The sequence below is a fragment of the Rhodococcus sp. NPDC003348 genome, assembly GCF_053589375.1.
Genome location: NZ_JBSFRT010000012.1, coordinates 1 through 23,384 on the forward strand (window position 1 = coordinate 1; position 23,384 = coordinate 23,384).

The following is a 23,384-nucleotide window of genomic DNA, read 5'->3' on the forward strand; positions in this document are numbered from 1 at the left end:
CCGAGCGCCGCCTTCATGAAGGCCTTCATGTTGTCGACGGTGTCCTCGAACCCGCACGCCTTCTGCAGCGGGGTGCCGCCGCCCATGTAGATGAAGCCGCCGGCCATCGCGGCCGCGCCGCCCCAGCCTCCGGTGCGCTCGAGCACCAGCACCTCGGCACCGTCCTGCGCGGCACCGACCGCGGCGGCCGCCCCGGCGACACCGAAACCCGCGACGACGACGTCCGCTTCGTAGTCCCACTGCTCGACCTCGGCGGCCGACCTCGGCCGGAGGTCGTCCGAATTACTCGCCATGACAATGCCTTTCAGTGATCCAGGATACGCCACGCGGGCGGCCGGACATCGGTACCCGCCCGCGAGTGGAGGGTGCCCTCGCCGCCGCCGACGGCTCGCTGCCCCGCCCGTCATGGGCCGGGCAACGGTCGGCGGTGATCCGCCTCGCGGAGTTGCCCCTCTCGTCTACCCGGGTTCCCGCGACATCGGACCCGAACGTCCCATCCTGCGGGAGAACGGGCCCGCGATCGGGCGCCTCCGCAGTGCTCCCGATCAGCGGGAATTCCGCTGCCCCCGCCGCTTCGCGGCGCCTAGCGTGACGCCATCGGCACCGATCGGAGGTAGCGCACATGGAGACGACCCTGCAGGCGGACGGACGGTTCACCGTCGACCCCGACCGGATCCGCGCGTTCGCGGACGCGACCGGGTGCACGCACCGGGCCTACCGGGAGGACCGGGCCGTGGTTCCGCCCACCTACCTGTGCGGCACCGACCCGATCGCCGGCGAGCACGACGTCCCGGCCGAGCGCGACTGCCGGTTCTTCGGGACGCCGCCGCGGGCGGGCGACCTGCTGACCGTCACCGTCCGCGACGGCGAGCACGACCGGCTCACCGAGTACCGGGACGCCGACGGCCGCCTGATCGCCGACGCCTGGACGCAGGGCGCCGGTGGCGACACCACGACGGTGGGGATGCTGGCGAACTACGCCACCGACTGGCTCGGGGCGGAGTCGGTGCGCCGGTTCCGCACCCGTCTCGTCTCCGCGGCCCCGGCCGGCGAGCCGCTGTCGTGCTCGGGCGAGGTGGTGCAGGAGTACACCGCCGACGGGGAGCCGCGCGTGGACGTCGTGCTCACCGCCGTCGGCGAGGGTGGACGCGTCGCGGCCCGCGCCTGGGCCACCTTCGCCCGCGCCGCCTGATCCGCGGCCCCTGCGTTCCCCGCCCGTGGCGGGGAGGCTGACCACCCGGGCCCGGCGGCACCTACCCGATCGGACGGTTCGGCGCCGGCAACCGGACGGTTCGGCCGCCGAGACCTTCCGTCCGGGTGATCCGGCCCACCAGAGTTCCCTCGTGAGACGCGCGTCACATACGCGCACCGGACACGAGGAGACCTCCGATGGCCATCGAGCTCAACCAGATCTGGGACTTCCCCATCAAGGAGTTCCATCCCTTCCCGCGCGCCCTCCTTGGCGTCGGCGCCCACGACATCATCGGCGTCGAGGCGAAGAACCTCGGGTTCCAGCGGGTGCTGTTGATGACCACCGGCCTGCGCGGGTCGGGGATCATCGAGGAGATCATCGGCAAGCTCGAGTACCAGGGCCTCGACGTCGTCCTGTACGACAAGGTGGAGTCGAACCCCAAGGACTACAACGTCATGGAGGCGGCGGCGCTCTACCAGACGGAGAAGTGCGACAGCATCATCTCCATCGGTGGCGGCTCCAGCCACGACGCCGCGAAGGGTGCCCGCGTGGTGATCGCGCACGACGGCCGCAACATCAACGAGTTCGAGGGCTTCGCCAAGTCCACCAACAAGCAGAATCCACCGCACATCGCGGTCTCCACCACCGCGGGCACCGGCTCCGAGACGTCGTGGGCGTACGTCATCACCGACACCTCCGACATGGACCATCCGCACAAGTGGGTCGGCTTCGACGAGGCCACGATCGTCACCCTCGCGATCGACGACCCGCTGCTGTACTACAGCCTCCCGCAGCACTTCACGGCCTACTGCGGCTTCGACGTGCTGGCGCACTCGAGCGAGCCGTACGTCTCCCGGCTCGACTTCGCCCCGTCCCTCGGCAACGCCCTCTACGCGACGGAGCTGGTCGCGCAGAACCTGCGCGAGGCGGTCTTCGACCCGCGCAACCTCAAGGCGCGTGAGGGCATGATGAACGCGCAATACATTGCGGCGCAGGCGTTCAACTCGGGCGGCCTGGGCATCATCCACTCCATCTCGCACGCGATGAGCGCATTCTTCGACAGCCACCACGGCCTCAACAATGCGATCGCACTGCCCAGGGTGTGGGAGTACAACCTGCCCTCTCGTTACGAACACTTCGCCCGGCTTGCGACCGCGATGGGCGTCGACACTCGCAACATGACCACGGTGCAGGCCGCGGACGCCGCGGTCGAGGCGGCGATCCGGCTCTCCCGCGACGTCGGTATCCCGGAGAACTTCGCGTCGGTGCGCACCGACACCTACGAGAAGAACCAGATGAACACCGGCAAGTACACGGGCCGGGGCGAGTCGATCTCCGGTGACGACAAGACGGTGCGGGCGATCTCCGAGCACATCCAGGGCGACTGGTGCACCCCCGGAAACCCGCGCGAGGTGACGGTGGAGTCGATGATCCCGGTCGTCGGGCACTGCATCAACGGCACCTACTGACCGCACCCCCTTCCGCGGCCGGGGCGAGACCCCCTGCCCCTGCCCGCCCCGGCCGCGGGTTCCACCCATCCACGAGAGACGGAGCGCTGCAATGACTTCGGCCACCCTCCCGCACGAGGACATCCACCCAGAACCTCGTGTCATCGGGCCCATGACCGATCCACGCACCTTCGCGTCGGCCGCCGAGCTGGTGGACGCGTTGCGCGAGCAGCACTACATCGCCGACACCGACCTCGCGACGGTCACCCACCTGGCCACCGCACTGGACCGGCCGCTGCTGCTCGAGGGCCCCGCGGGCGTCGGCAAGACCGAGCTGGCGAAGGCGCTGGCCGCGGCGAGCGGCCGCAGGCTGGTGCGGCTGCAGTGCTACGAGGGCCTCGACTCGAGCCGGGCGCTCTACGAGTGGGACTACGCGAAACAACTTCTGCACGTGCAGATGTTGCGGGACCGGATCACCGCCGACACCGCCGGCCTGCCCGACCTCGACTCCGCATCCCGCCACCTCGCCGGCCGTGACTTCGGTCTGTACTCGGAGGCGTTCCTGTCGGTGCGGCCGCTGCTCGAGTCGGTGCTCTCCGAGCAGCCTGTGGTGCTGCTCGTCGACGAGGTGGACCGCACCGAGGAGTCGCTGGAGGCGCTGCTGCTGGAGGTGCTGGCCGAGAAGCAGGTCACGATCCCGGAGATCGGCACCGTCACCGCCCGTTCGACCCCGTGGGTGGTGTTGACCTCCAACGACACCAGGGAGCTCTCCCCGGCGCTCAAGCGCCGCTGCCTGCACTTCCACCTCGGCTTCCCGACCCCCGACCGGGAACGGGAGGTGGTCACCGCCCGCGCTCCCGAGGTCGAACCCGCGGTCGCCGCCGACGTCGTCGAACTGGCCCGGACACTGCGGGACCTGCCACTGCGAAAGAGCCCGTCGATCTCCGAGGTCATCGACGCGAGCCGGGCCGCGACCCTGCTGACCGCGGCCGGGGAGCCGGTCTCCGACGAGACCCGGCGGACGCTGTACGCCACCCTGCTCAAGTACACCAGCGACCGCAACCTCGCTCTGGGTCGCCTGCACGGCGAAACGGATTCCCCCGCAACGCGCTCCGATCGACCGACGCGCCCCGTGACGATCGCGGAGGCGCCCGCCAACACCACCACCGCGGCCTTCCGCGGCACCGGCGGTGCCGAGCGCGGCGGGGCGAGCGTGCGCGGCACCGGACTGCGGGGGCGGTGACCGTGACCGCCGAGTGCGCAGTCACCGGGGCACCGGCCGAGCGGAGGGCGCAGCACGTGGGCACTCGGCAACTGCTGGACGTGGTGGCGGCGCTGTTCGGCGGCCTGCTACGGCGGGCCGGGGTGTCGGCGTCTCCCGCCGAGGTGATCGAGGTGCGACGGGTGCTGGGCCTGCTCGGCGCGCGTGACCGCGACGCGCTGCGGGCCGCCTTGCGCGCCACCTGCGCGAAGTACGCGCACGAACAGGCCGGCTTCGACGCCGCGTTCGACGCGCTGTTCCGCGGAACCTACTCACCGACAACGGATTCCCCCCTCGGTCAGGCGCACCAGGAGTCGGCGACCGGACTGCCCGAGGAGATGGAGATCGCCGAGGACTCCGACATCGGCCGGTACGCCGAGTACAACGAGCGGGTCGCCGAGGCGGGGGAGTACTTCGACTCCACCGAGTCGCCGATGGGATTCAACCCGCACACCGACGACGACGACGTCACGGTCTCCGCGCCGAACACCGAACTGACCGTCTCCACCGAGACCGACGCCGGCCGGCGCGGCGTCACCTACACCGTCGAGGTGGAGCGGGCCGGGGCGGCGACGGTCGGGCAGCTGGCGGACGCGTCCGGTGCGGTGGCGTCGGGGACGCTGAGCTGGGACGACCCGGCCGCGATCCTCGCCTGGCTCGACGCGTACGACCCGTCCCGCACCTACGGCGACGGCACCGGCGACGAGGACGCCCTGACCGAGGATCAGCTGACCCGGCTGACCGAGGCCGTGGAGTCCTTCGTCGCCGCGCTGGCCGCGCAGGCCGGCCTCGCCCCGGGCGCGATCCCGTCGGCAGGCGCACTCGACGAGGAACGGGACCCGCACGCCGACGTGGACCTGGCCTGCCACGAGGTGCTGCGCCGGATGCGCGGCGCCCCGCGGCCCCGGCCGCGTCTCCACGGTCGCGGCGGCCTCGACATGCCCCGCACCACGCGCGCGAGCCTGCGGACCGACGGCGTCCCCTTCCGGCTGGTCACGCGGACACCGGTCCCGGACCGGGTGCGCCTGCTGATCCTCGCGGACGTCTCGCTCTCGGTGCGGCCGGTCACCGCGTTCACGCTGCGGCTGGCGCAGGCCATGCACCGGCGGGCGGACCGCTGCCGGGTGCTCGCGTTCGTCGACGACCCGGTCGACGTGACGGACGTGCTGCTGCGCAGCGGCGGCGACGACGCCCTCGCGGCGGTGCTGGCCGACCCTCGCATCGACCTCGAGGCGAGCAGCGACTACGGGCGGGTGCTGGACCGCGTGCTGAGCGGCGGCACCGACCTGGTGGACTCGCGGACCGCGGTCCTGGTCGTCGGCGACGCCCGCTGCAACGGGCTGCCCGCGAAGGCCGACCAGCTCGCAGTCCTGCGCCGGCGGGCACACCGGCTGGCGTGGGTGACGCCCGAGCCGCGCCGCTACTGGGGCCAGGCGACCTGCGCGATGAGCGAGTACGCCGACGTGTGCGACCGGGTGGTGATCGCCCGCGACGCCGAGCAGCTGGTCGCCAAGGCGGGGGAGCTGGCGCACGCGCTGTCCTGAGCCCCGTCCTTCGGGCGGGTCCGGACCTACCCGATCGGGTAGGTCCGGACCTGCCCGAAGGTGTGTGGGGGCCCGGCCGGTGGGTCGGTACTGTGGATTCAGCAGCTGTAAGCTGTGTCACAGTTCGTGGTCGGATGAGAAGAGCGTCGCCGGTGTCTGTCGCATATCCCCCTCACGGCGTGACCGTGCCGCCGGAGGCCCCCCGCGACGTTCCGCGGACCGTCAAGTTCCACGCCCCGGAGATCGTGTTCGGGCTCGGCTCGCTGCAGGAGGCGGCGTACGCGGCCGTCCGGTTGGGCGCGACCCGCCCGATGCTGGTGACCGACGACGGGCTGATCGCGGCCGGTTGGGTCGACGAGTTCCTCGGATGTCTGCGCGAATGTGGCCTGACCGCGACGGTCTGGCACGGGCTGACGCCGAACCCGAAGGACCACGAGATCGCGGCCGGGCACGAGCGGTACAGCGAGCACGGCTGTGACGTGCTGATCGCGCTCGGCGGCGGTTCGGTGATCGACGCGACGAAGGGTGTCGCGGTGTTGGCGTCCAACGGCGGCAACATCCTCGACTACGAGGGCGTGGACCGCGCGGAGGTCCCGATCCCGCCGCTGGTGATGATCCCGACCACCTCGGGCACCGGTGCGGACGTGTCCCAGTTCTGCATCGTCACCGACACCGAGCGGGGCACCAAGATCACGATCATCGGACGCTCCCTGGTCCCCGACGTCACCGTCATCGACCCGCGTCTGCTCACCACCATGCCCGAATGGCTCAACGCCGCGACCGGACTCGACGCCCTGACGCACGGGATCGAGGCATTCGTCTCGCTGGCGCACAATCCGCTGACCGACCACCACGCGCTGCGGGCCGTCGGGATGGTCACCGAGAACCTTCCCCACACCATCACCGATCCCCGGGGGATGGCGGCGCGGACGGCGATGGCGCAGGCGAGCCTCGAGGCGGGACTGGCGTTCACGAACGCGATCCTCGGTGCCGCGCACGCGATGAGCCACCAGGTCGGCGGCCTGCTCGACCTGCCGCACGGGGTGATCAACGGGATCCTGCTCCCGCACGTCATCCGGTTCAACGCCTCCACCGACCCCACGCCCTACGTGGAGATCGCCCGCAGCCTGGGCCTCGACGAGCATCGCGGCACCGCCGAGGAGGCGGCGCTGGCGGTGGCGGACCGGGTGCAGCGACTGGCCGGCGACGTCGGGGTGCCGCGCGGGCTGGGTGCGCTCGGCGTCCGGGAGCAGGATCTCGACCGGCTGGCGCACTTCGCCCTCCGCGACGCGTGCATGTCCACGAACCCGCGCAGCGCCACGCACACCCAGATGGTCGAGTTGTACCGGGCGGCACTGTGACTCGCGTCGGCGGTCGACGGTGACGCACGATCCGGACTCCGCGGCACCCGATCTCGCGGTGCTGACCGGGCTGCGGTCCGGGAAGTCCAGCTACTACCCGCAGTACCGGGGCGCCGCGGAACGGCTCGAGCGGATGGTGCACGCGCTGGACCTGATCTCCCGCGCCCTGGTGCGCACCGTCGAGGGCCCGGAGACCTTGGTCTGTGCGGTCGCGGAGGCCGCGCGGGCACACCTGAGCGCCCGCTGGGTGGTGTTCGCCCTCCGCGACGGGGCCCTGCCCGACGCGGGACCGCGGCGCCTGGTTCTCGGCCCGGACGCGACACCGTTCCTGGTCGACAACGTCGAGGGCCCACCGCTGCCCGACATGGTTCTCGACTGCCTCGACGGCATCCGGACCGGCGCGACCGGACACGGCGACCGCCCCGAACTCGACCACCGGCACGCGTACGTGCCGCTCGTCCTCGACGGCGGCGTGGTCGGTGCGATCGCGGCGTGGACCACCCGCGGCCTGGACGCCACCGACGCCTCGGTGCTGAACATCCTGGCCAGTCAAACGGCTGTCGCACTGCAGAACTCGGCGCTGTACCAACGCGGCACCGTCGCACTCGAACGTGCCGAGCACGCGTCCGCGCAGGCCCGCCGCACCGCCGCCGACCTGGCCGTGCGCAACGCGGAACTCGCGTCCGCGCAACGCCAGCTCGATGCCGCGCACCGGCACCAGATCCTCGACGACGAGCGCCGCCGCATCGCCCGCGAACTGCACGACAGCGTCACCCAGGCGGTCCTGTCGGCGGGCATGCAGATCGAGGTGTGCCTGGGCGACATTCCGGCCGGCGAGCGCGGCGAACGGCTGGACCTCGCGAAGGAGATGACGCGGCGGGCGGTCGAGCAGCTGCGCTCGGCGATCTTCACCCTCAACAACACCCCCGACGCCGCGACGGCCACGCTGCCGGACATGCTGCAGCAGCTGAGCGTCGTCCCGACCCCCACCGACCTGGCTGTGGAGTTGCGGGTCGAGGGCACTCCCGTCGAACTGAGCGGCGAGGTCGAGCACGCCCTGCTGCGGATCGCCGGCGAGGCGCTGTTCAACACCGCAGTGCACGCCGACGCGCGCCGGGCGGTGCTGCGGCTGACATATCGGCCGACCGAGGTGGGCCTGGCCGTCGACGACGACGGCACCGGCGACCCGATCCGGATCCGCGCCGCACTGCGCAAGGCGGTCGCCGGGGACGTGGACGGACACCACCGCGGTCTGGCGAACATGGCCACCCGCGCCCGTGAACTCGGCGGCGACCTGACGGTCCGCCGCGCCCGGATCGGCGGTGTCCGCGTCGCCGTCACGCTACCGATGGAGGCCCAGTGATGCCCGCCCCGCACCTCGCCCCCGACGCAGTGCCCGGATCCGCCACCCGGCCGGTGCGGATCCTGCTCGTCGACGATCACGCGATCCTGCGGCAGGGTCTGCGTTCAGTGCTCGACCGCGAGCCCGACCTGCAGGTCGTGGGGGAGTCCGACAGCCGATCCGGCGCCGAATCCCTTGCCGCCCAGATCGATCCCGACATCGTGCTGATCGACCTGAAGCTCGGCGCAGGCTCCGACTACGAGGGCCTGGTGCTGTGCCGGGCGCTGTCGGCCGCGCACCCGCGGATGGGGTTGCTGGTGCTGACCACCTTCCTCGACGAACGCCTGGTCCTGGAGGCCGTGCAGGCCGGGGCGCGCGGCTACGTCGTCAAGGACGTCGACACCACCGAACTCGTCCGCGCGATCCGCGCGGTGTCGCAGGGGGAGAGCGCTTTCGACTCACGCACCGCGGCCACCGTCGTCCAGTCCCTCGGGCGCACCGGCGTGCAGTCCGAGAAGCTCACCGATCGCGAGATCGAGGTTCTCGCGCTGCTCGCGAAAGGACTGTCCAACAGCGGGATCGGGGAGAAGCTGTTCATCTCGGCGACCACCGTCAAGTTCCACGTGAGCAACCTGATGCGCAAGCTCGGCGTCACCCGGCGCGCCGAGGCCGTCTACGAGGCCAGCAAGCGCGGACTCATCTGACGCCGGTACCGGATGCCGGAGTCGGCATCCGCCGGATCACCGCACGCGCCGCGGCCCCCACCGCACGGGTCTGGAGCGCGAGGACCACATCGGCGGTCGACAGGACGATCACGGCAGGCAAGCCGATCCAGAGTGGGACACGCATGACTTCTCCTCGGGACAGAGGGTTGTACGGAGCGACGGTGCAGTTGGCGGCGCCTCGGCCGAGTGACCCGCCGACAGGTGCACACTCGCGCGACCTAGAGGTCGATGACCAGCCAGCCGCCGTGGTGCTCGGTGACCCGGTAGCGGTACCCGGTCGCGGCGCCGAGCGCGTGCAGTGATTCCTCGTCGAACGTGCGGACGTGGCCGTGGCACACGGTCGGCTCGTCCTCGAACGGCACCGCGATCACCACCCGCCGCCGCGCGACCCGAAGCGCCTCCGCCACGATCCGCGCCCCCACCTCGGAGTCGACGTGCTCGAGCAGATGGATCGCGGTGACGGTGTCCGCGGAGTCGTCGGGCAGCGGCACGTCCGCGGCGTCGCAGGCGAGCGTGTCGACCGGGATTCCCAGGTCGGTAGCGACGGTGGACAGCAGCCGCATGGTGCCGTCACAGATGTCGGTGGCCGTGACCCGATGCCCGGCCAGCGCCAGGCGCAGCGCGAAGAACCCGAAGCAGGAGCCGAGGTCGACGACGGTGTCCCCCTCGACGAGTGCCGCGCCGTACTCGTGAACCCGCGCGAAAGGTGCCGTGCCTGCGAGGAGTTCGCGCAGCGAGTTGTCGTAGTAGAGGGCCCAGGCGGCGCGCGGGTCGCTGACGGTGGAGCGGACCAGTCCGACGATCACGGCCTCGAAGTCCGCGGGCGTGCGGAGCTCCAACTCGTCGGCGACGCGGGTGGCCAGCCGGTCGGACAGGTCGGATGGCCGCAGCCGGTGCGTGACCGTCAGACCACGGCCCGAACGGAGCGCGGTGAGTGTCGATTCCTGCCGCGGGACAAGACTTCTCATCACCTCGACGTCGCCGTGCCGCCATCGGCCGGGAGGGCAGGTCGCCAACGGATCCATCATGCGTCGACGCTAGATCCGCGGGCACCCCGTGCGCGCCCGGCCGACGGACGGTCCCGGCCCTACCCGACCGGACGGGTGTCAGTTGGTGATCATGTTCTCCGGTCCCCAGTACGCGCGCATCGAGGTGATCTTCGCGTCGTCGTCGAAGGTCATCACGTCGATGACGGTCAGGCCCAGCCGGCTCTCGCCGTGGATGGTGGTGAGCTCGAAGCCGAAGGCGGCGTTGGCGCCGGCGACCTGCACCAGGCCGAGCTCCACGACCTGTTCGAGCGGCTCGATGATGCCGTAGAACTCGCGCAACTGCTCCTCGGTGGTGCGCACCTCGGTGCCGACCGGGTCCTCGACGGTGGCACCCGGCGCGTACAGCGCGAGGACATCGTCGACGGTGCCGGATGCGACCGCCTTCACGTACGCCTCAATGGTGGCCACAATGCTCTCGCGCGACGGCGCCATGTCTGTCTCCCATTCGAATTTCTGGAACATGTTCTAGCGCCGAGGATAAACAACGGACCCCCGCCGGGCATAGGCTTCGCGGATGAACGAGCCCACCGCCTTCACCCTCGACGGGCACGCCGGCGTCCTGGCCGCTGGGCGCACCTCCGGGGCGAACCCCCGCTACCTGGCCCTCGTGTGTCACGGCTACGGCGAACACTGCGGACGCTACGGTCACCTCGCCGAGCGCCTGGTCGCCGACGGCGCCGCCGTCTACGCCCTCGACCACGCCGGGCACGGCCTCAGCGCGGGCGAGCGGGTGCTCATCGACGACGTCGAGCGCATCGTCGAGGACTTCCGGCTGCTCGAGGACGTCGCCCGCTGGGAGCACCCGGACCTGCCGGTGGTGCTGATCGGGCACTCGATGGGCGGGATGATCGCGGCCAGGTTCGCGCAGCGGTTCGGGGACGGACTGGCCGCGGTGGTGCTCTCCGCGCCGGTGCTCGGCCGCTGGGACGTCGTGGACACACTGCTCGCGGCCGACGAGATCCCCAACACCCCGATCGACCCGGCCACTCTCTCCCGCGATCCGCGCGTGGGTGAGGCGTACCTGGCCGATCCGCTGGTCTGGCACGGCCCCTTCCGACGGCCCACGCTCGAGGCGCTGCGGCGCGGCCTCGACACCATCAACGAGGCCGGTGCCGTGGACACCGTCCCGGTGCTGTGGATGCACGGCACCGACGACGGTCTGGTCCCGCGTGAGGGGACGGCGGAGGGCTGGGAGCGACTCGCGGGGAAGGACTCCCGGTACGTGACCTATCCCGGGGCGCGGCACGAGATCCTCAACGAGACCAACCGCGACGAGGTGGTCGACGACCTCCTCGCGTTCGTGCACGACGTGCTCTGACCGGCCCGAGAACGGCCACACCCGCGCGGCAGTCGATGCCGCGCGGGTGTGCGCAGTGGTGGCCCCGAGCGAAGTGCCGCGGGCACCTGCCTACTTGACGATGTTCACCATCTTGCCGGGGACGACGATGACCTTCCGCGGATCGGCGCCGTCGAGGAAGGCGACGATCTTCTCGTCCGCGAGGGCGGCGGCCTCGATGGTCTTCGGGTCCGCGTCCGCCGCGACGGTGATGCGGCTGCGGACCTTGCCGTTGACCTGGATCGGGTACTCGACCGAGTCCTCGACCAGCCACTTCTCGTCCGCGGTCGGGAACGGGCCGTGCGCGAGCGAGGTCTCGTGCCCGAGCCGCGACCACAGTTCCTCGGCGACGTGCGGCGCAACGGGCGCGAGCATGAGCACCAGCGGCTCGACCGCCGCCCGCGGGGCACCGTCCGGGTACGCCTTGGTCAGGTGGTTGGTCAGCTCGATCAGCTTCGCGACCGCCGTGTTGTCGCGCAGCGCGGTGTAGTCGGCGTTGACGCCGTCGATCGCCTTGTTCAGCGCCCGCAGGGTGTCCTCCGAGGGCTCGGCGTCGGTGACCCGCACCGCGCCGGTCTCCTCGTCGACGACGACGCGCCACGCGCGCTGCAGGAACCGCTGCGCACCGATGACGTCCTTGGTCGCCCACGGCCGCGAGGTGTCCAGCGGACCCATCGACATCTCGTACACGCGCAGCGTGTCGGCGCCGTACTCCTCGCAGATCTCGTCCGGCGCGACGGCGTTCTTCAGGGACTTGCCCATCTTGCCGTACTCGCGGTTGACCTCGGCGCCCTCGTAGAAGAACTTCCCATCCTTCTCGACGACGTCCGCGGCGGGCACGTAGACGCCGCGGCTGTCGGTGTACGCGTACGCCTGGATGTAGCCCTGGTTGTACAGGCGCCGGTACGGCTCCGACGAGCTGACGTGCCCGAGGTCGAAGAGCACCTTGTGCCAGAACCGCGAGTACAGCAGGTGCAGCACCGCGTGCTCGACGCCGCCGACGTACAGGTCCAGGCCGCCCGGATCGTTCGGGCCGTGCAGCTCGGGCCGCGGACCCATCCAGTACTGCTCGTTCTCCTTGGCGCAGAACGTGTCCCGGTTGGTCGGGTCGATGTAGCGCAGCTGGTACCAGGAGCTGCCCGCCCACTGCGGCATCACGTTGGTGTCGCGGTGGTAGTTCTTCATCCCGTCACCGAGATCGAGCTCGACGTTGACCCAGTCCGACGCCTTCGCCAGCGGCGGCGACGGCTCGGAGTTCGCGTCGTCGGGGTCGAACGACACCGGCGCGTAGTCCTCGACCTCCGGAAGTTCAACCGGCAGAGACGATTCCGGGAGCGCATGCGCGAGACCCTGCTCGTCGTAGACGACCGGGAACGGCTCGCCCCAGTACCGCTGCCGCGCGAAGAGCCAGTCGCGCAGCTTGTACTGAATGGTGCCCACGCCGCGACCGTCGGCCTCGAGGTGCGCGATGACGGCCTTCTTCGCCTCGTCGACCGGCAGCCCGTCGAGGAAGCCCGAGTTCACCAGCGGACCGTCACCGGTGTAGGCGCCCTCGGTGATGTCGCCGCCGGAGATGACCTCGAGGATCGGCAGCCCGAGCTCGGTGGCGAACTCCCAGTCACGATGGTCGTGGCCGGGTACCGCCATCACGGCGCCGGTGCCGTAGCCGGTGAGCACGTAGTCGGCGATGAACACCGGAACCTTGTGCCCGTTCACGGGATTGACGGCGTAGGAGCCGAGGAAGACGCCGGTCTTCTCCTTGCTCTCCTGCCGCTCGAGGTCCGACTTCGCGGCGATCGCGGCACGGTAGGCGGCGACGGCCGAGGTCGGGGTCGCGGCGCCGCCGGTCCAGCGCGGATCCGTGCCGTCCGGGTAGACGTCGGCGACCAGCCGGTCGACCAGCTCGTGCTCGGGGGCGAGCGCGACGTAGGTGGCGCCGAACAGGGTGTCAGCGCGGGTGGTGAACACCTCGATGTCGTAGTCCGGGGTGGCATCGCCACCGCCGCCGTGCTCCCGGTGCGCGGCGAACTTGACGCGGGCACCGTGGCTGCGTCCGATCCAGTTGCGCTGCATGGACTTGACCTTCTCCGGCCAGTCCAGGTACTCGAGGTCGTCGGTGAGCCGGTCGGAGTACGCGGTGATCCGCATCATCCACTGCCGCAGGTGCTTGCGGAACACCGGGAAGTTGCCGCGCTCGGAGCGGCCGTCGGCGGTGACCTCCTCGTTGGCCAGCACCGTACCCAGGCCCGGGCACCAGTTGACCATCGAATCGGACTGGTAGACAAGGCGGTACGAGTCGATCTCGGCGTGCTTCTCGGCGTCCGACAGGTCCGCCCACGCGCGCCCGTCGGCCGGAGTGCGGGCACCGGAGGCGAACTCGGCCTCCAGCTCGGCGACCGGCCGCGCCCGGTTCAGCTCGGTGTCGTACCAGGCGTTGTAGATCTGCAGGAAGATCCACTGCGTCCAGTGGTAGAAGTCCACGTCGGTGGTGGCGACGCTGCGACGCTCGTCGTGCCCGAGACCGAGCCGGCGCAGCTGCCGCTTCATGTTCTCGATGTTCGCCTCGGTGGTGGTCCGCGGGTGCGTGCCCGTCTGCACCGCGTACTGCTCGGCGGGCAGGCCGAACGCGTCGTAGCCGAGGGTGTGCAGCACGTTGTGGCCGTGCATCCGGTGGAACCGCGCGAACACGTCGGTCGCGATGTAGCCGAGCGGGTGCCCGACGTGCAGGCCTGCACCGGACGGGTACGGGAACATGTCCTGGACGAACAGCTTGTCCGCGGGCAGCTCGCCGGCGAGGTCACCGACCGGGTTGGGGGCGTTGAAGGTGCCGCGCTCGCGCCACCGGTCCTGCCAGCGTGCCTCGATACGACCCGCGAGGTCCGCGGTGTAACGGTGCTGAGGGGTCGCGTCGCCGCCTGGCTGCTGCACTGACTCGGTCACTGATTCGCTGTCTTCTCTGCGCTGGGGTCTGGAGAGCCTGGAGGCGTGGTCCCTGCCACCCGTCGACTCGGTTCAGGGTCGCCGCCGGCTACGGGTACACGGTCGCCGCGGGCTCCGCGGTCAGGGGCACCGCACCCGGATTCCGGGCAGGGTTTCCCGACACCAGCCTAAAGCGTCCCCCTCGGGACCCCACCGCACGGCCCCCGACGTACCCTGGTAGCCGTGCTCATCGTTGCCAGCGTGCTGTTCGTCGTCGCCCTCGTCGTCGGAGGCGTTGCCGTCGCCGGGATGACCGGCCGACTGCCGCGCAACCGCTGGGCCGGGGTCCGCACCCCCGACACCCTCGCCTCCGAGGAAACCTTCCGCCTCGCCAACCGGATCGCCGGACCGACCATGGCCGCGTCCGCGTTGCTGCTGGTCATCGGCGGCATCGGTGCGCTGGCCCTGGGCACGATCGGGGGCCTGGCCGTGGCCGCGGTCGCCGCCCTCGCCGCCCTCGTGACCGCAGGCTACGGCGGGACCGCCGGTGCCCGCGCCGCCGCCGCGGCCGCGCCCGCCGGCTGCGGGGACGCCTGCGGGTGCGGCAGTGCCCCCGCCGCCACCACGACGACCTCCGTCTGCGCCACCGAGTCGCCCGCCGACGCCGCCGCCGCGGCCGACTGCGGGACGGACTCCTGCGGCGCCTGCTCCCTCAAGGGCGCCTGCCTGCCGCACTGAGACCGGTCGTAGGCGAGGTCCGTCACCCGTCCGAGATCGACCGCAGCGCCCTGCCGACACCCTCCGCGATGCGGGCGGCCGGAGGCAGATGGTCGGCATCGCACTCGATGCCGACCCACAGCCGACCGGCGTACGACACGGCGGTGAAGCCGACGCGGACGTTCCCGGCGAGCGGGCCGAGCGCGCACATCTCCACCAGCGGGGCGCCCTCGACGACGAGCGGACGCCGTGGGCCGCGGACGTTGGACGCGACCGTCGCGATGACGCGCTGGTGCGCGGTGAAGACGTTGAACAGGCGGGTGAGCCGCGGCGACCCGACCGCGGTCCCCGCGGCGCGGGCGAGCGGTTTCGTCTCCGCCGTCCGGCGCGCGACGATTCGTAGGGCCGCGTCGGTGTCCCCGAGGGGGACGGCGACGAGCATGACTCCGACGGCGTTGTGCGCCCCGCCGCGGGAGTCGACCAGCACCGGCACGGAGACCGTGAGCACGTCCGGTACCGGCTCGCCCGCATCCGTCAGCACTGCGCGCAGCCCCTGCCCGACCGCGACCAGGTAGGCGTCGTTGACCGTGCCGCCGCGCGCCGCCGCACCCGCCTCCAACCGGGCCAGATCCACGCTCGTCGAGGCCACGTCACGTGCGCTGCCGACCGGCCCGAGCAGCACCCGGGAGCGAACCGGCCGCCGCAGGAACATGCGCAGGCCGTGGCGCACCCGCGCGACCAGCGAGGGGACGTCCCCGCCCGGCGCCTCCCCGGCCCCGGGCACTCCCGCCGCCCCGGACCCCTCGTCGAAGCCGAACAGCCGCTCGACCAGTGCACTGGCCCGTGCGCCGTCCACCACGGCGTGGTGGAGCCGCACGACGACACCGCACCGCCCCGGCCGGGCCGCGGGCACGAGGGTGATGTGCCACAGCGGACGATCGTGTGGCAGCGGCTCCATGACCAGTCGCCCGCACAGCGCCTCGAAGCCGCCGGCGTCGGACGCGGACTCGACGGTGACGTGCGCCGGCAGCTCGACCGGCACGCGCACCCACCACCACCGACCGCCGCGGCACTGCGGGAGTTGCTGCAGGTCCGGCTCCCGCGCCACCCGCGGTGCGAGGTACTCCGTCAGTCGCGCCACGTCCGGGTGGCCGGCCGCGTCGACGAAACCGCCGGGGGCCAACAGCCCGGCGAGGGTCACCACGTAGGGCTGACCGGCGACGTTGATGCCGAGAATCGCCGTGTCCACCGCCGAGATCGGAACGTCCGCTGCCGGACCGGCCATCTGTCGAGCTCCTTCGCTCCGCAGGTCCCTTCGTACTGTGCGTGATTCTCACCCCGGTGCGGGTGAAAATCACGCACGGCCGCGGCGCGCACCGCCGGCCTGGTTGAATCGGCGGCCATGAGCGAAAGCAGGGCGTTCGACCCGGCCGGTGTCGTCTTCGGCGTCGCGGTGCCCGTCCTGTCGGCGGCCGCGGTGCTGCTGACGGCCCGACTGTGGCGCCCGCGACTGCCCGCCACCCTGGCCGTCCACTGGAGCGACGGGGTTGCCGACGGGTTCACCGCCACCGGGTCGGCGGCCTGGACGTTTGCTCTGGTCATCGTCCTGATCGGCGGCGGAGCGAGCGCCGTCGCGGCCCTCGCCCAGGCGATGCTGATGACGCGCCGCACCATGCTGATGGTCGGGTCCGCCGTCACCGGCCTGATGCTGGCGCTGTGGTTCGGCCTGGTCGCCGCGCACCTCGATCTCGCCGACCCCGCCGACGCCCGGCTGTCGACGACGGCGATCGTGGTCGGGATCCTCGTCGGCGGCGCCGTCGGGGTCGGGGGCGCATCGCTGCTGCGCGACCACCGGGAACGTCGGCCCGCCGCCGGCCGCCCGGACGCGAAGCTGCCCCGGGGGCCGCTGGCACTGCCCATCGTCGCGAAGATCGGTCTCGGCGCCGGGACCACCGCGGTCCTGGTCGGCCTCGCCGCGCTGGTGACGGTCGGGCTGTGCCGCCTCGCCGACTCGTGGTGGCTGCTGGCGGTGTTCCTCCCGGTCAGCCTGCTCGTGATCGGGCTGCTGCGCTACCGCGTGGTGGTCGACGAGTCCGGGTTGCGGGTGTTCAACATGGGCATGTGCGCGCTCGGCTACGGCGTCGACGAACTCGAGGGCGCGAAGGTCACCGAGGTCGCGCCGTTCCGCGACTTCGGCGGCTGGGGAGTGCGCACCAAGGGTCGCGGCAACTTCGGCGTCGTCACCGAGACCGGCCCGGCCCTGGTGTTCACCGCGGCGAACGGGCAGCGGCTGACCGTCACCACCGCCCGTGCCGCCGAGATGGCCGGCGCCCTCAACGCGCTCGCGGACGCGAGCTTTCAGAGCCGCGTCGACAGGAACCCGTAGAAGCCGTCCGTCGCGTCGACCCGAAGCCGGCTCAGGCTGCGGTACGAGATCAGCCAGCGGCCGTCCACGCAGCGGTACTCCTCGTGGTAGTGGCCGTAGCCGTGCAGCGACTGCTCGACGTCGCCGTCCTGCCACCACAGGTGGTCCTCCATCGCCCACACGCCGCGCGCGGTGGTCGCGGACGTCAGCTCGATCTCCGGGGTGTGACCGTGGTGGACGCTGGTGATCGGGATGCCGCCGTCGAGGAACCCGGAGATCGCCTTCGTCACCGCCTCCGGCCCGACGACCCGGTTCGACTCGCCTTCGGTCTGCGGCTGGAACTGTTGCGGCAGGCCACCGTAGGTCGCACTGACGACGTCATCCGTGTGGCAGGTGGGGTACAGGTCCCACTGCTTGGCGTCCATCACCCGCAGCCGCTTGGCGAACACCGCCTTGATCTCCTCGATCGCGAGCAGGGTGTGGGCGGGATCGAGTCCGGGATGGTGCGGCACGGCGGTCTCCTGTCACTTGCGCGGATGTCGGAAGTGACTCTTGCAGTTTCGGGATCAGGCCCGTATCGCCGAATCCGCTGGGCGGGACGCCGGTCCGGATGCCCGGCTCACTGCCTGGGCGACCTCACCATCGGAACGGAGCACACCCGCGAAGTCCTCATCCGGACCTCGATCATGACCATGTGCGCCAGGTCCTGCGCGGTGCGCTCGGTCAGTGTGGTCGGCGCATCGGGCCTGCCCCCGACGATCAACGCCCGGCCGCGCAGGACCGCCGGACCACCCGCCCCGTAGTGCGAGGCGATCTCCCCGGCCAGGGTGTTGACGGGATGGGACTGCGACTGCCCGGCGCCGACCACGAGGCAGGCGACACCCGGTGCGTCTCCGATGGGGAGGTACCGGACCTGCTCGTCACCGAGGGCGTCGAGGACGGCACCCTGCGCGGCGTCGCAGCCGGCGCGGCGGCTCAGGTGAACGGGCAGTGCGGACAGCCGGATCGAGCGGTCGAATTCGACCTCCAACGCCGTCAGGGTGGCCACCGGATCTGCCGCGATCAGCCTCAACTCGGTTCCTTTCGACCCGCTCGCATCGAACAGTATTGGATGCTGGCAATTTGCCGTTTCCTGAAGGTAGCGGAACGAGACCCCAACCTCGCGGCGCAGACACGGGATGGGATCGAGGTCACAGGAAATTTGCTGAGTCGTTGCTGCCGCGGCCTCCGCGCGGCAGAACCGCCCCGTGGACCAGTCCCACTCCACGGGACGACACCCGACGTGACCTGGATCACGGCCTACCGTCCGCCACGTGGACAACGCGAACGCACACATCTCGGACCTTCTCACCCGCCAGCGCCGGGCTCACGTCGCCGCCGGCCCCGCGAGCGCGGAGGAGCGCCGAGCCCGTATCCAGCAGGTGATCGACCTCGTCGTCGCCCGCGCAGACGACCTCGCGAAAGCGATGGACGCCGACTTCGGCGGACGCCCCGAGGGCTACTCGCTGATGAACGACGTCCTCGGCTCCCTCGCCGCCCTCAAGCACGCCCGCGACAACCTGGAAACGTGGATGCGCCCGGAGGATCGACCGGTGTTCGCCCCGTACGACCAGCTCGGGGCCACCGCCCAGGTCCGGTTCCAGCCGAAGGGCTCGGTCGGGATCATCGGCACCTGGAACGCCCCCGTGTTCACCCTGCTGAGCCCGCTCGCCGGGGTCCTCGCCGCCGGTAACCGGGCGGTGCTCAAGCCGTCCGAGATCGCGCCCCGTACCGCGGACGTGATCGCCGACGCCGTGTCGACGCTGCTCGACCCCGACGTCGTCGCCGTCGTCCTCGGTGGACCCGACGTCGCGGACGCCCTGACGTCGCTGCCGTTCGACCACTTCGTCTTCACCGGCAGCTCCGCGGTCGGAAAGCTGGTGATGGCCAACGCCGCACAGAACCTGGTGCCGGTGACGCTCGAGCTCGGCGGCAAGTCGCCGACGGTGATCGGTCGCAGCGCCGACCTGCCCGCTGCCGCGTTCCGGATCGCCGTGGGCAAGAACAGCAACGGTGGTCAGCTGTGCGTCAACCCGGACACCACCTACGTCCCACGGGAGAGGCTGGACGAGTTCGTCTCCGGTGTGCTGGCGGAGTACACGAGCCTGATCCCCACCGTCGAGGACAACCGGGATGCGGTCGCGGTCGTCAACGACCGGCACCTGGCCCGGATCGACGGCTACGTCGACGACGCCGCCGCGCGCGGTGCCCGCGTCGAGTCGGCACCCGCGGGACCCCTCCCGGCCACCGGCCGCCGGCGGCCCCTGCGCGTCGTCGTCGACCCGCCCGCCGACGCCGTCATCCGCCACGAGGAGATCTTCGGCCCCGCCATGGTGGTGGTCGGATACGACACCCTCGACGACGTGCTGGACGAGATCAACGCCGGTCCGAACCCGTTGGCGCTGTATTACTTCGGCACCGACGAGCAGGAGAAGGAGACCGTCCTCGGGCGCACCCTCTCGGGCGGCGTCACCGTGAACGACGTGATGATGCACCCCGGACTGCAGGACGCCCCGTTCGGTGGCGTCGGCGCGTCCGGCATGGGCCACTACAACGGCCGCGAAGGCTTCCTCGAATTCAGCCACGCGCGGGCGGTGTTCGAGGCACCCGCCGTCGACATGCGCCGCGAATGGGGGATGGTCCCGCCGTACCACGAGGGCTTCGCTGCCGGCATCGCAGCCCAGGTCACCCCGTAACCCCCGATTCGACTGTGAAGGAGCACATGTGAAGACCCGCGGTGCCATAATCCGCAGCACCCCCGGCCGCTACGAGGTCGTCGAGCTCGACCTCGACGCCCCCCGCCGAGACGAGATCACCGTCAAGATGGTCGCGTCGGGCATGTGCCACTCCGACGACCACATCGCACTGGGCGATCATGCCGTCGGCGTGTACCCGATCTGCGGCGGCCATGAGGGCGCCGGCGTCGTCGTCGAGGTGGGCCCGGAGACAACCGGATTCGCCGAGGGCGACCACGTGATCTTCTCGTTCGTCTCCGGCTGCGGACGCTGCCGCTGGTGTGCGAAGGGCCTGCAGAACCTGTGCGACCGCGGCGCGGCCATAATGACCGGCGGTCGCCCCGACGACCCGAACAGCTACCGCCTGAGCCTGGACGGGCAGCCGGTGGCGCAGACCTGCGGCCTGTCGACGTTCAGCGAATACACCACCGTCAGCGTCGATTCCGCGATCAAGGTCGACAAGGACCTGCCGCTCGAGACGCTGTGCCTGCTCGGGTGCGGCGTCGGCACCGGTTGGGGCGCCGCGGTGAACTCCGCGCAGGTCTACCCCGGTCAGACGGTGATCGTGATGGGTGTCGGCGGAATCGGCATCAACGCCGTCCAGGGCGCCGCGCACGCCGGCGCGGCGCACATCCTGGCCGTCGACCCGGTTGCCTTCAAACGGGAGAGTGCCCTGAAGTTCGGTGCCACCCAGGCATTTTCGACGATGGAGGAGGCCACCGAGGTGGCCCGTTCGCTGACCAACGGCCAGGGCGCCGACGCGGCCATCGTCACCGTCGGCGTGACCACCGGCGACCACATCGCGCAGGCGTTCTCCGCCATCCGCAAGGCCGGCGTCTGCGTGGTGACCGGCCTCGGGAAGATGACCGATGTCGGCATCCCGATCAGCCCGATGGAGCTCACGCTCTACCAGAAGCGGCTGCAGGGCTCACTGTTCGGCGCCTCCGCCCCGTCCGCGGACATCCCGTGGCTGGTGGACCTGTACACCGCCGGCAAGCTCGAACTCGACGGCCTCGTCACCACCACCTACACCCTCGACGAGGTGGCGCAGGGCTTCGACGACATGCACGCCGGACGGAACCTGCGCGGCGTGATCGTCTTCTGATCCCGCTCGTGCGGACGCTCCGCCACCGTCGGGCCGAACAGGGCCCGACGGTGCGCGGGCGTCGACGCGGGGCATGTCTCCCAATCCCGCGACAGGGATCGGGAGACATGCCTAACTGGCAGCCAGCTCGTCGGGGAGGACGCGGAAGACACCAAGAAAACAGCCAGGTTCCGGTTCCTCTGCGAAGACCCCGTGGCAGGGCTCGGTGTTGCCCACAGCAGCGCTACCCGACTCAATGGGGCCCGCAGCGCTGCCCAGTGGGGAAAGAAGGACTGCGGCGACCTGCATGAACAGATCGCCGGCGTAGGGGTCGTACTCCTCGGCCGACGCCGTGCCCCCACCGAGGGCCAGGCCACCGCCGAGCAGAGCCGCCGCGACCAGGACGGACGCGCCTCGGCGCGCCAGATTTCGAGACATGCAACTTCCTTCGTTCGAATGTGACAGATCGGGGCGACCACCCCAACGCAGCGCCCCCCGACCGGGCCAGGCTAGGACGAATCGGCCAGTCCTGCAGCCGAATCGAATTCGAGTTTCCGCAGTTCACTGCGTTAAACACGACCGGCGGCAGGACCCCCCGCCGCGCTGCGGTCCTGCCGCCGTGGGTCCCACTCACTTGGGCGATTCGGACCTGAGGCGTGTCTCCCGATCCCACGACAGGGATCGCGAGAGGTGCCCTAACGGGAAATGCTGGGAAGGGTCTTCAGCCAGTCGCGCACTACGACTCAAAGATCTCGGCGGGGAGGACGCGGAGGTGACCAAGACAGCCAGGGCGGGGCACCCCTTCGTAGAACCCGTCGCAAGGCTCACTGCTGCCCACAGCAGCGCTGCCCGACTGAACGGGGCCCGCAGCGCTGCCCGTCAGTTGGGGAACAATGACTGTAGCGAGATCGATAGCGAGATAGACGAACGATTCGCCGAAACTGGGGTCGGTCTCCTGGGCCGACGCCGTGCCCCCACCGAGTGCCAGGCCACTGCCGAGCACAGCCGCCGCAACAAGGACGGACGCGCCGCGGCGCGCCAGATTTCGAGACATGCAACTTCCTTCGTTCGAATGTGGGACCGGGGCGCCCATACCCGGCACGGCACCCCCCGACCGAGCCAGACTAGGGCGAATCAGACAGTCCTGCATATGAATCGGACCCGAGTCGCCGCAGTTCACGGCGTTAAACACGACCAGCGGCAGGATCCCCCACCCGCGCGGCGGTCCCGCCGCCGTGAGTCCCGCTCACTTGAGCGACTCGGACCTAGCTCCCACTCCCGCAACAGGGATCCCGCTACATGACCTAACTGGAAGTGCTGGGAAGGGCCTTCAGCCAGTCGCGCACTACGACTCAATGAACTCGTCGGGGAGGACGCGGATGACACCAAAACAGCCAGGACCATCCGGTTCCGGATTATCGGAGACCCCGTGGCAGGGCTCACCGCTGCTGCCCACAGCAGCGCTGTTCGTTTCAAGGCTGCCCGGATAAATGATTCCCGCGTTCGTTAGCGGGTAGACAATGGCACCGACGACGACTTCGACGAAACTGCCGCCGGGCTCGGGCTCCTGGGCCGACGCCGTGCCCCCACCGAGGGCCAGGCCACCGCCAAGAACAGCCGCCGCGACCAGGACGGACGCGCCACGGCGCGCCAGATTTCGAGACATGCAACTTCCTTCGTTCGAAAGTGTGAGGACCGGGGCGCACACCCGACGCGGCGCCCCCCGACCGAGCCAGACTAGGGCGAATCAGCCAGTCCTGCAGCCGAATCAGATTCAGCTTCCGCAGTTCACAGCGTTGAACACGACCGGCGGCAGGACCCCCACCGCGCGGTGGTCCTGCCGCCGTCGGTCCCGCTCACTTGGGTGATTCGGACCTGAGGAGGTGTGTCTCCCACTCCCGCAACAGGGATTGGGAGAAGTGCCCTAACTCAGGGAAGCAAGCTCGGTGGGGAGGTAGCGGTAGGAGAATATGCAGCCAGGGCTGTCTTCCCCCATTTCTACCCAGCTCTCGCAGGGTTCGCTGCTGCCCACAGCGGCGCTGCCAGACCCGGGCTCAGAGCTGCCCAATGGGGGAAGAATGACGTCGGCGACGAATTGGCCGAATTCTGCGACGGAACCGCCGAAGACGGGGTCGGTCTCCTGGGCCGACGCCGTGCCCCCACCGAGGGCCAGGCCACCGCCGAGCACGGCCGCCGCGACCAGGACGGACGCGCTGCGGCGCGCCAGATTTCGAGACATGCAACTTCCTTCGTTCGAATGTGGGACC

At 70.8% G+C, this 23,384-nt stretch carries 23 protein-coding genes; 12 read left to right on the forward strand and 11 right to left on the reverse strand.

Going from position 1 to position 23,384, the window contains the following annotated elements; translation table 11 throughout:
* On the reverse strand, positions 1-293 hold a 293-nt coding region (locus ACWDU4_RS10335), incomplete at its 3' end, for an FAD-dependent oxidoreductase (RefSeq protein WP_450113805.1).
* A gap of 329 nt (positions 294-622) precedes the next feature.
* On the opposite strand from ACWDU4_RS10335, the gene ACWDU4_RS10340 reads away from it, so the two are divergent.
* The 7 genes from ACWDU4_RS10340 to ACWDU4_RS10370 all read left to right on the forward strand — a co-directional run bounded on the left by ACWDU4_RS10340 (position 623) and on the right by ACWDU4_RS10370 (position 8,852).
* Entirely contained in the window at positions 623-1,192 is a 570-nt protein-coding gene (locus ACWDU4_RS10340; protein WP_450113806.1) for a hypothetical protein, read from the forward strand.
* Between the two features lie 197 nt (positions 1,193-1,389).
* Complete coding sequence (mdo, locus tag ACWDU4_RS10345; RefSeq protein ID WP_450113807.1) at positions 1,390-2,661, forward strand: NDMA-dependent methanol dehydrogenase; 1,272 nt, start codon at positions 1,390-1,392, stop codon at positions 2,659-2,661.
* 151 nt (positions 2,662-2,812) lie between these two features.
* Positions 2,813-3,883, forward strand: coding sequence for a MadB family AAA-type ATPase (locus ACWDU4_RS10350; protein ID WP_450113808.1), 1,071 nt, complete (start codon positions 2,813-2,815; stop codon positions 3,881-3,883).
* Positions 3,884-3,939: 56 nt separating this feature from the next.
* A complete protein-coding gene (gene madC, locus ACWDU4_RS10355; protein ID WP_450113809.1) occupies positions 3,940-5,445 on the forward strand; it encodes a MadC family VWA domain-containing protein in 1,506 nt (501 codons plus the stop codon).
* A 152-nt stretch (positions 5,446-5,597) separates the two neighbouring features.
* On the forward strand, positions 5,598-6,806 hold the full coding sequence (locus tag ACWDU4_RS10360) for an iron-containing alcohol dehydrogenase (protein WP_450113810.1): 1,209 nt from the start codon (positions 5,598-5,600) through the stop codon (positions 6,804-6,806).
* 19 nt (positions 6,807-6,825) lie between these two features.
* Complete coding sequence (locus ACWDU4_RS10365; protein ID WP_450113811.1) at positions 6,826-8,169, forward strand: MadS family sensor histidine kinase; 1,344 nt, start codon at positions 6,826-6,828, stop codon at positions 8,167-8,169.
* Positions 8,169-8,852: a MadR family response regulator transcription factor gene (locus tag ACWDU4_RS10370; protein ID WP_450113812.1), complete on the forward strand. Its 684-nt coding sequence runs from the start codon at positions 8,169-8,171 to the stop codon at positions 8,850-8,852. The genes ACWDU4_RS10365 and ACWDU4_RS10370 overlap by 1 nt, the downstream gene beginning before the upstream one ends.
* On the opposite strand, the gene ACWDU4_RS10375 is transcribed toward ACWDU4_RS10370, so the two are convergent.
* From ACWDU4_RS10375 to ACWDU4_RS10385, 3 genes are all read right to left on the reverse strand, one after another.
* Positions 8,845-8,997 carry a hypothetical protein gene (locus tag ACWDU4_RS10375; RefSeq protein ID WP_450113813.1) on the reverse strand — a complete coding sequence of 51 codons (153 nt, stop codon included), beginning with the start codon at positions 8,995-8,997 and terminating at the stop codon, positions 8,845-8,847. The two genes, ACWDU4_RS10370 and ACWDU4_RS10375, sit on opposite strands and share 8 nt — an antisense overlap.
* Positions 8,998-9,091: 94 nt before the next feature.
* Positions 9,092-9,901 (reverse strand): mycofactocin oligosaccharide methyltransferase MftM, encoded by an 810-nt coding sequence (gene mftM, locus ACWDU4_RS10380; RefSeq protein WP_450113814.1) that lies wholly within the window; start codon positions 9,899-9,901, stop codon positions 9,092-9,094.
* Between the two features lie 78 nt (positions 9,902-9,979).
* The gene (locus ACWDU4_RS10385) at positions 9,980-10,354 is read right to left on the reverse strand and encodes a nuclear transport factor 2 family protein (RefSeq protein WP_450113815.1); all 375 of its coding nucleotides are present in this window, start codon (positions 10,352-10,354) and stop codon (positions 9,980-9,982) included.
* Positions 10,355-10,436: 82 nt separating this feature from the next.
* Between ACWDU4_RS10385 and ACWDU4_RS10390 the strand changes: the two genes are divergently transcribed.
* Positions 10,437-11,240 carry an alpha/beta hydrolase gene (locus ACWDU4_RS10390; RefSeq protein ID WP_450113816.1) on the forward strand — a complete coding sequence of 268 codons (804 nt, stop codon included), beginning with the start codon at positions 10,437-10,439 and terminating at the stop codon, positions 11,238-11,240.
* Between the two features lie 90 nt (positions 11,241-11,330).
* On the opposite strand, the gene leuS is transcribed toward ACWDU4_RS10390, so the two are convergent.
* Positions 11,331-14,198 carry a leucine--tRNA ligase gene (gene leuS, locus ACWDU4_RS10395; RefSeq protein ID WP_450113817.1) on the reverse strand — a complete coding sequence of 956 codons (2,868 nt, stop codon included), beginning with the start codon at positions 14,196-14,198 and terminating at the stop codon, positions 11,331-11,333.
* A 222-nt stretch (positions 14,199-14,420) separates the two neighbouring features.
* Between leuS and ACWDU4_RS10400 the strand changes: the two genes are divergently transcribed.
* On the forward strand, positions 14,421-14,915 hold the full coding sequence (locus ACWDU4_RS10400; protein WP_450113818.1) for an SdpI family protein: 495 nt from the start codon (positions 14,421-14,423) through the stop codon (positions 14,913-14,915).
* Positions 14,916-14,937: 22 nt separating this feature from the next.
* Here the strand turns inward: ACWDU4_RS10400 and ACWDU4_RS10405 are convergent, their stop codons facing one another.
* Positions 14,938-16,179 carry a wax ester/triacylglycerol synthase domain-containing protein gene (locus tag ACWDU4_RS10405; RefSeq protein ID WP_450113819.1) on the reverse strand — a complete coding sequence of 414 codons (1,242 nt, stop codon included), beginning with the start codon at positions 16,177-16,179 and terminating at the stop codon, positions 14,938-14,940.
* Positions 16,180-16,296: 117 nt separating this feature from the next.
* Between ACWDU4_RS10405 and ACWDU4_RS10410 the strand changes: the two genes are divergently transcribed.
* A complete protein-coding gene (locus tag ACWDU4_RS10410) occupies positions 16,297-17,280 on the forward strand; it encodes a DUF1648 domain-containing protein (RefSeq protein WP_450113820.1) in 984 nt (327 codons plus the stop codon).
* Here ACWDU4_RS10410 and ACWDU4_RS10415 read toward each other — a convergent pair.
* Both ACWDU4_RS10415 and ACWDU4_RS10420 read right to left on the reverse strand, forming a co-directional pair.
* Positions 17,253-17,771 (reverse strand): nuclear transport factor 2 family protein, encoded by a 519-nt coding sequence (locus ACWDU4_RS10415; protein ID WP_450113821.1) that lies wholly within the window; start codon positions 17,769-17,771, stop codon positions 17,253-17,255. The two genes, ACWDU4_RS10410 and ACWDU4_RS10415, sit on opposite strands and share 28 nt — an antisense overlap.
* 107 nt (positions 17,772-17,878) lie before the next feature.
* On the reverse strand, positions 17,879-18,331 hold the full coding sequence (locus tag ACWDU4_RS10420) for a hypothetical protein (protein WP_450113822.1): 453 nt from the start codon (positions 18,329-18,331) through the stop codon (positions 17,879-17,881).
* Positions 18,332-18,572: 241 nt separating this feature from the next.
* Here ACWDU4_RS10420 and ACWDU4_RS10425 point away from each other — a divergent pair, with 241 nt between their 5' ends.
* On the forward strand, positions 18,573-19,994 hold the full coding sequence (locus ACWDU4_RS10425; RefSeq protein ID WP_450113823.1) for a coniferyl aldehyde dehydrogenase: 1,422 nt from the start codon (positions 18,573-18,575) through the stop codon (positions 19,992-19,994).
* 28 nt (positions 19,995-20,022) lie between these two features.
* The gene (locus tag ACWDU4_RS10430; RefSeq protein ID WP_450113824.1) at positions 20,023-21,138 is read left to right on the forward strand and encodes an NDMA-dependent alcohol dehydrogenase; all 1,116 of its coding nucleotides are present in this window, start codon (positions 20,023-20,025) and stop codon (positions 21,136-21,138) included.
* Positions 21,139-21,249: 111 nt separating this feature from the next.
* Here ACWDU4_RS10430 and ACWDU4_RS10435 read toward each other — a convergent pair whose 3' ends face one another.
* From ACWDU4_RS10435 to ACWDU4_RS10445, 3 genes are all read right to left on the reverse strand, one after another.
* The gene (locus tag ACWDU4_RS10435; RefSeq protein WP_450113825.1) at positions 21,250-21,555 is read right to left on the reverse strand and encodes a hypothetical protein; all 306 of its coding nucleotides are present in this window, start codon (positions 21,553-21,555) and stop codon (positions 21,250-21,252) included.
* 907 nt (positions 21,556-22,462) lie between these two features.
* Entirely contained in the window at positions 22,463-22,783 is a 321-nt protein-coding gene (locus ACWDU4_RS10440; RefSeq protein WP_450113826.1) for a hypothetical protein, read from the reverse strand.
* Positions 22,784-23,041: 258 nt separating this feature from the next.
* Positions 23,042-23,356, reverse strand: a complete 315-nt coding sequence (locus ACWDU4_RS10445; RefSeq protein ID WP_450113827.1) for a hypothetical protein — start codon at positions 23,354-23,356, stop codon at positions 23,042-23,044.
* Between the last annotated feature and the right edge of the window lie 28 nt (positions 23,357-23,384).

Bases quoted from the DNA above. Each gene is read 5' to 3' on its own strand.
- ACWDU4_RS10340 (WP_450113806.1), top strand. From the start codon at position 623: ATGGAGACGACCCTGCAGGCGGACGGACGGTTCACCGTCGACCCCGAC.
- mdo (WP_450113807.1), top strand. From the start codon at position 1,390: ATGGCCATCGAGCTCAACCAGATCTGGGACTTCCCCATCAAGGAGTTC.
- ACWDU4_RS10350 (WP_450113808.1), top strand. From the start codon at position 2,813: ATGACCGATCCACGCACCTTCGCGTCGGCCGCCGAGCTGGTGGACGCG.
- ACWDU4_RS10370 (WP_450113812.1), top strand. From the start codon at position 8,169: ATGCCCGCCCCGCACCTCGCCCCCGACGCAGTGCCCGGATCCGCCACC.
- ACWDU4_RS10375 (WP_450113813.1), bottom strand. From the start codon at position 8,997: ATGCGTGTCCCACTCTGGATCGGCTTGCCTGCCGTGATCGTCCTGTCG.
- mftM (WP_450113814.1), bottom strand. From the start codon at position 9,901: ATGATGGATCCGTTGGCGACCTGCCCTCCCGGCCGATGGCGGCACGGC.
- ACWDU4_RS10385 (WP_450113815.1), bottom strand. From the start codon at position 10,354: ATGGCGCCGTCGCGCGAGAGCATTGTGGCCACCATTGAGGCGTACGTG.
- ACWDU4_RS10390 (WP_450113816.1), top strand. From the start codon at position 10,437: ATGAACGAGCCCACCGCCTTCACCCTCGACGGGCACGCCGGCGTCCTG.
- ACWDU4_RS10405 (WP_450113819.1), bottom strand. From the start codon at position 16,179: ATGGCCGGTCCGGCAGCGGACGTTCCGATCTCGGCGGTGGACACGGCG.
- ACWDU4_RS10410 (WP_450113820.1), top strand. From the start codon at position 16,297: ATGAGCGAAAGCAGGGCGTTCGACCCGGCCGGTGTCGTCTTCGGCGTC.
- ACWDU4_RS10435 (WP_450113825.1), bottom strand. From the start codon at position 21,555: ATGTCTCGAAATCTGGCGCGCCGAGGCGCGTCCGTCCTGGTCGCGGCG.
- ACWDU4_RS10440 (WP_450113826.1), bottom strand. From the start codon at position 22,783: ATGTCTCGAAATCTGGCGCGCCGTGGCGCGTCCGTCCTGGTCGCGGCG.
- ACWDU4_RS10445 (WP_450113827.1), bottom strand. From the start codon at position 23,356: ATGTCTCGAAATCTGGCGCGCCGCAGCGCGTCCGTCCTGGTCGCGGCG.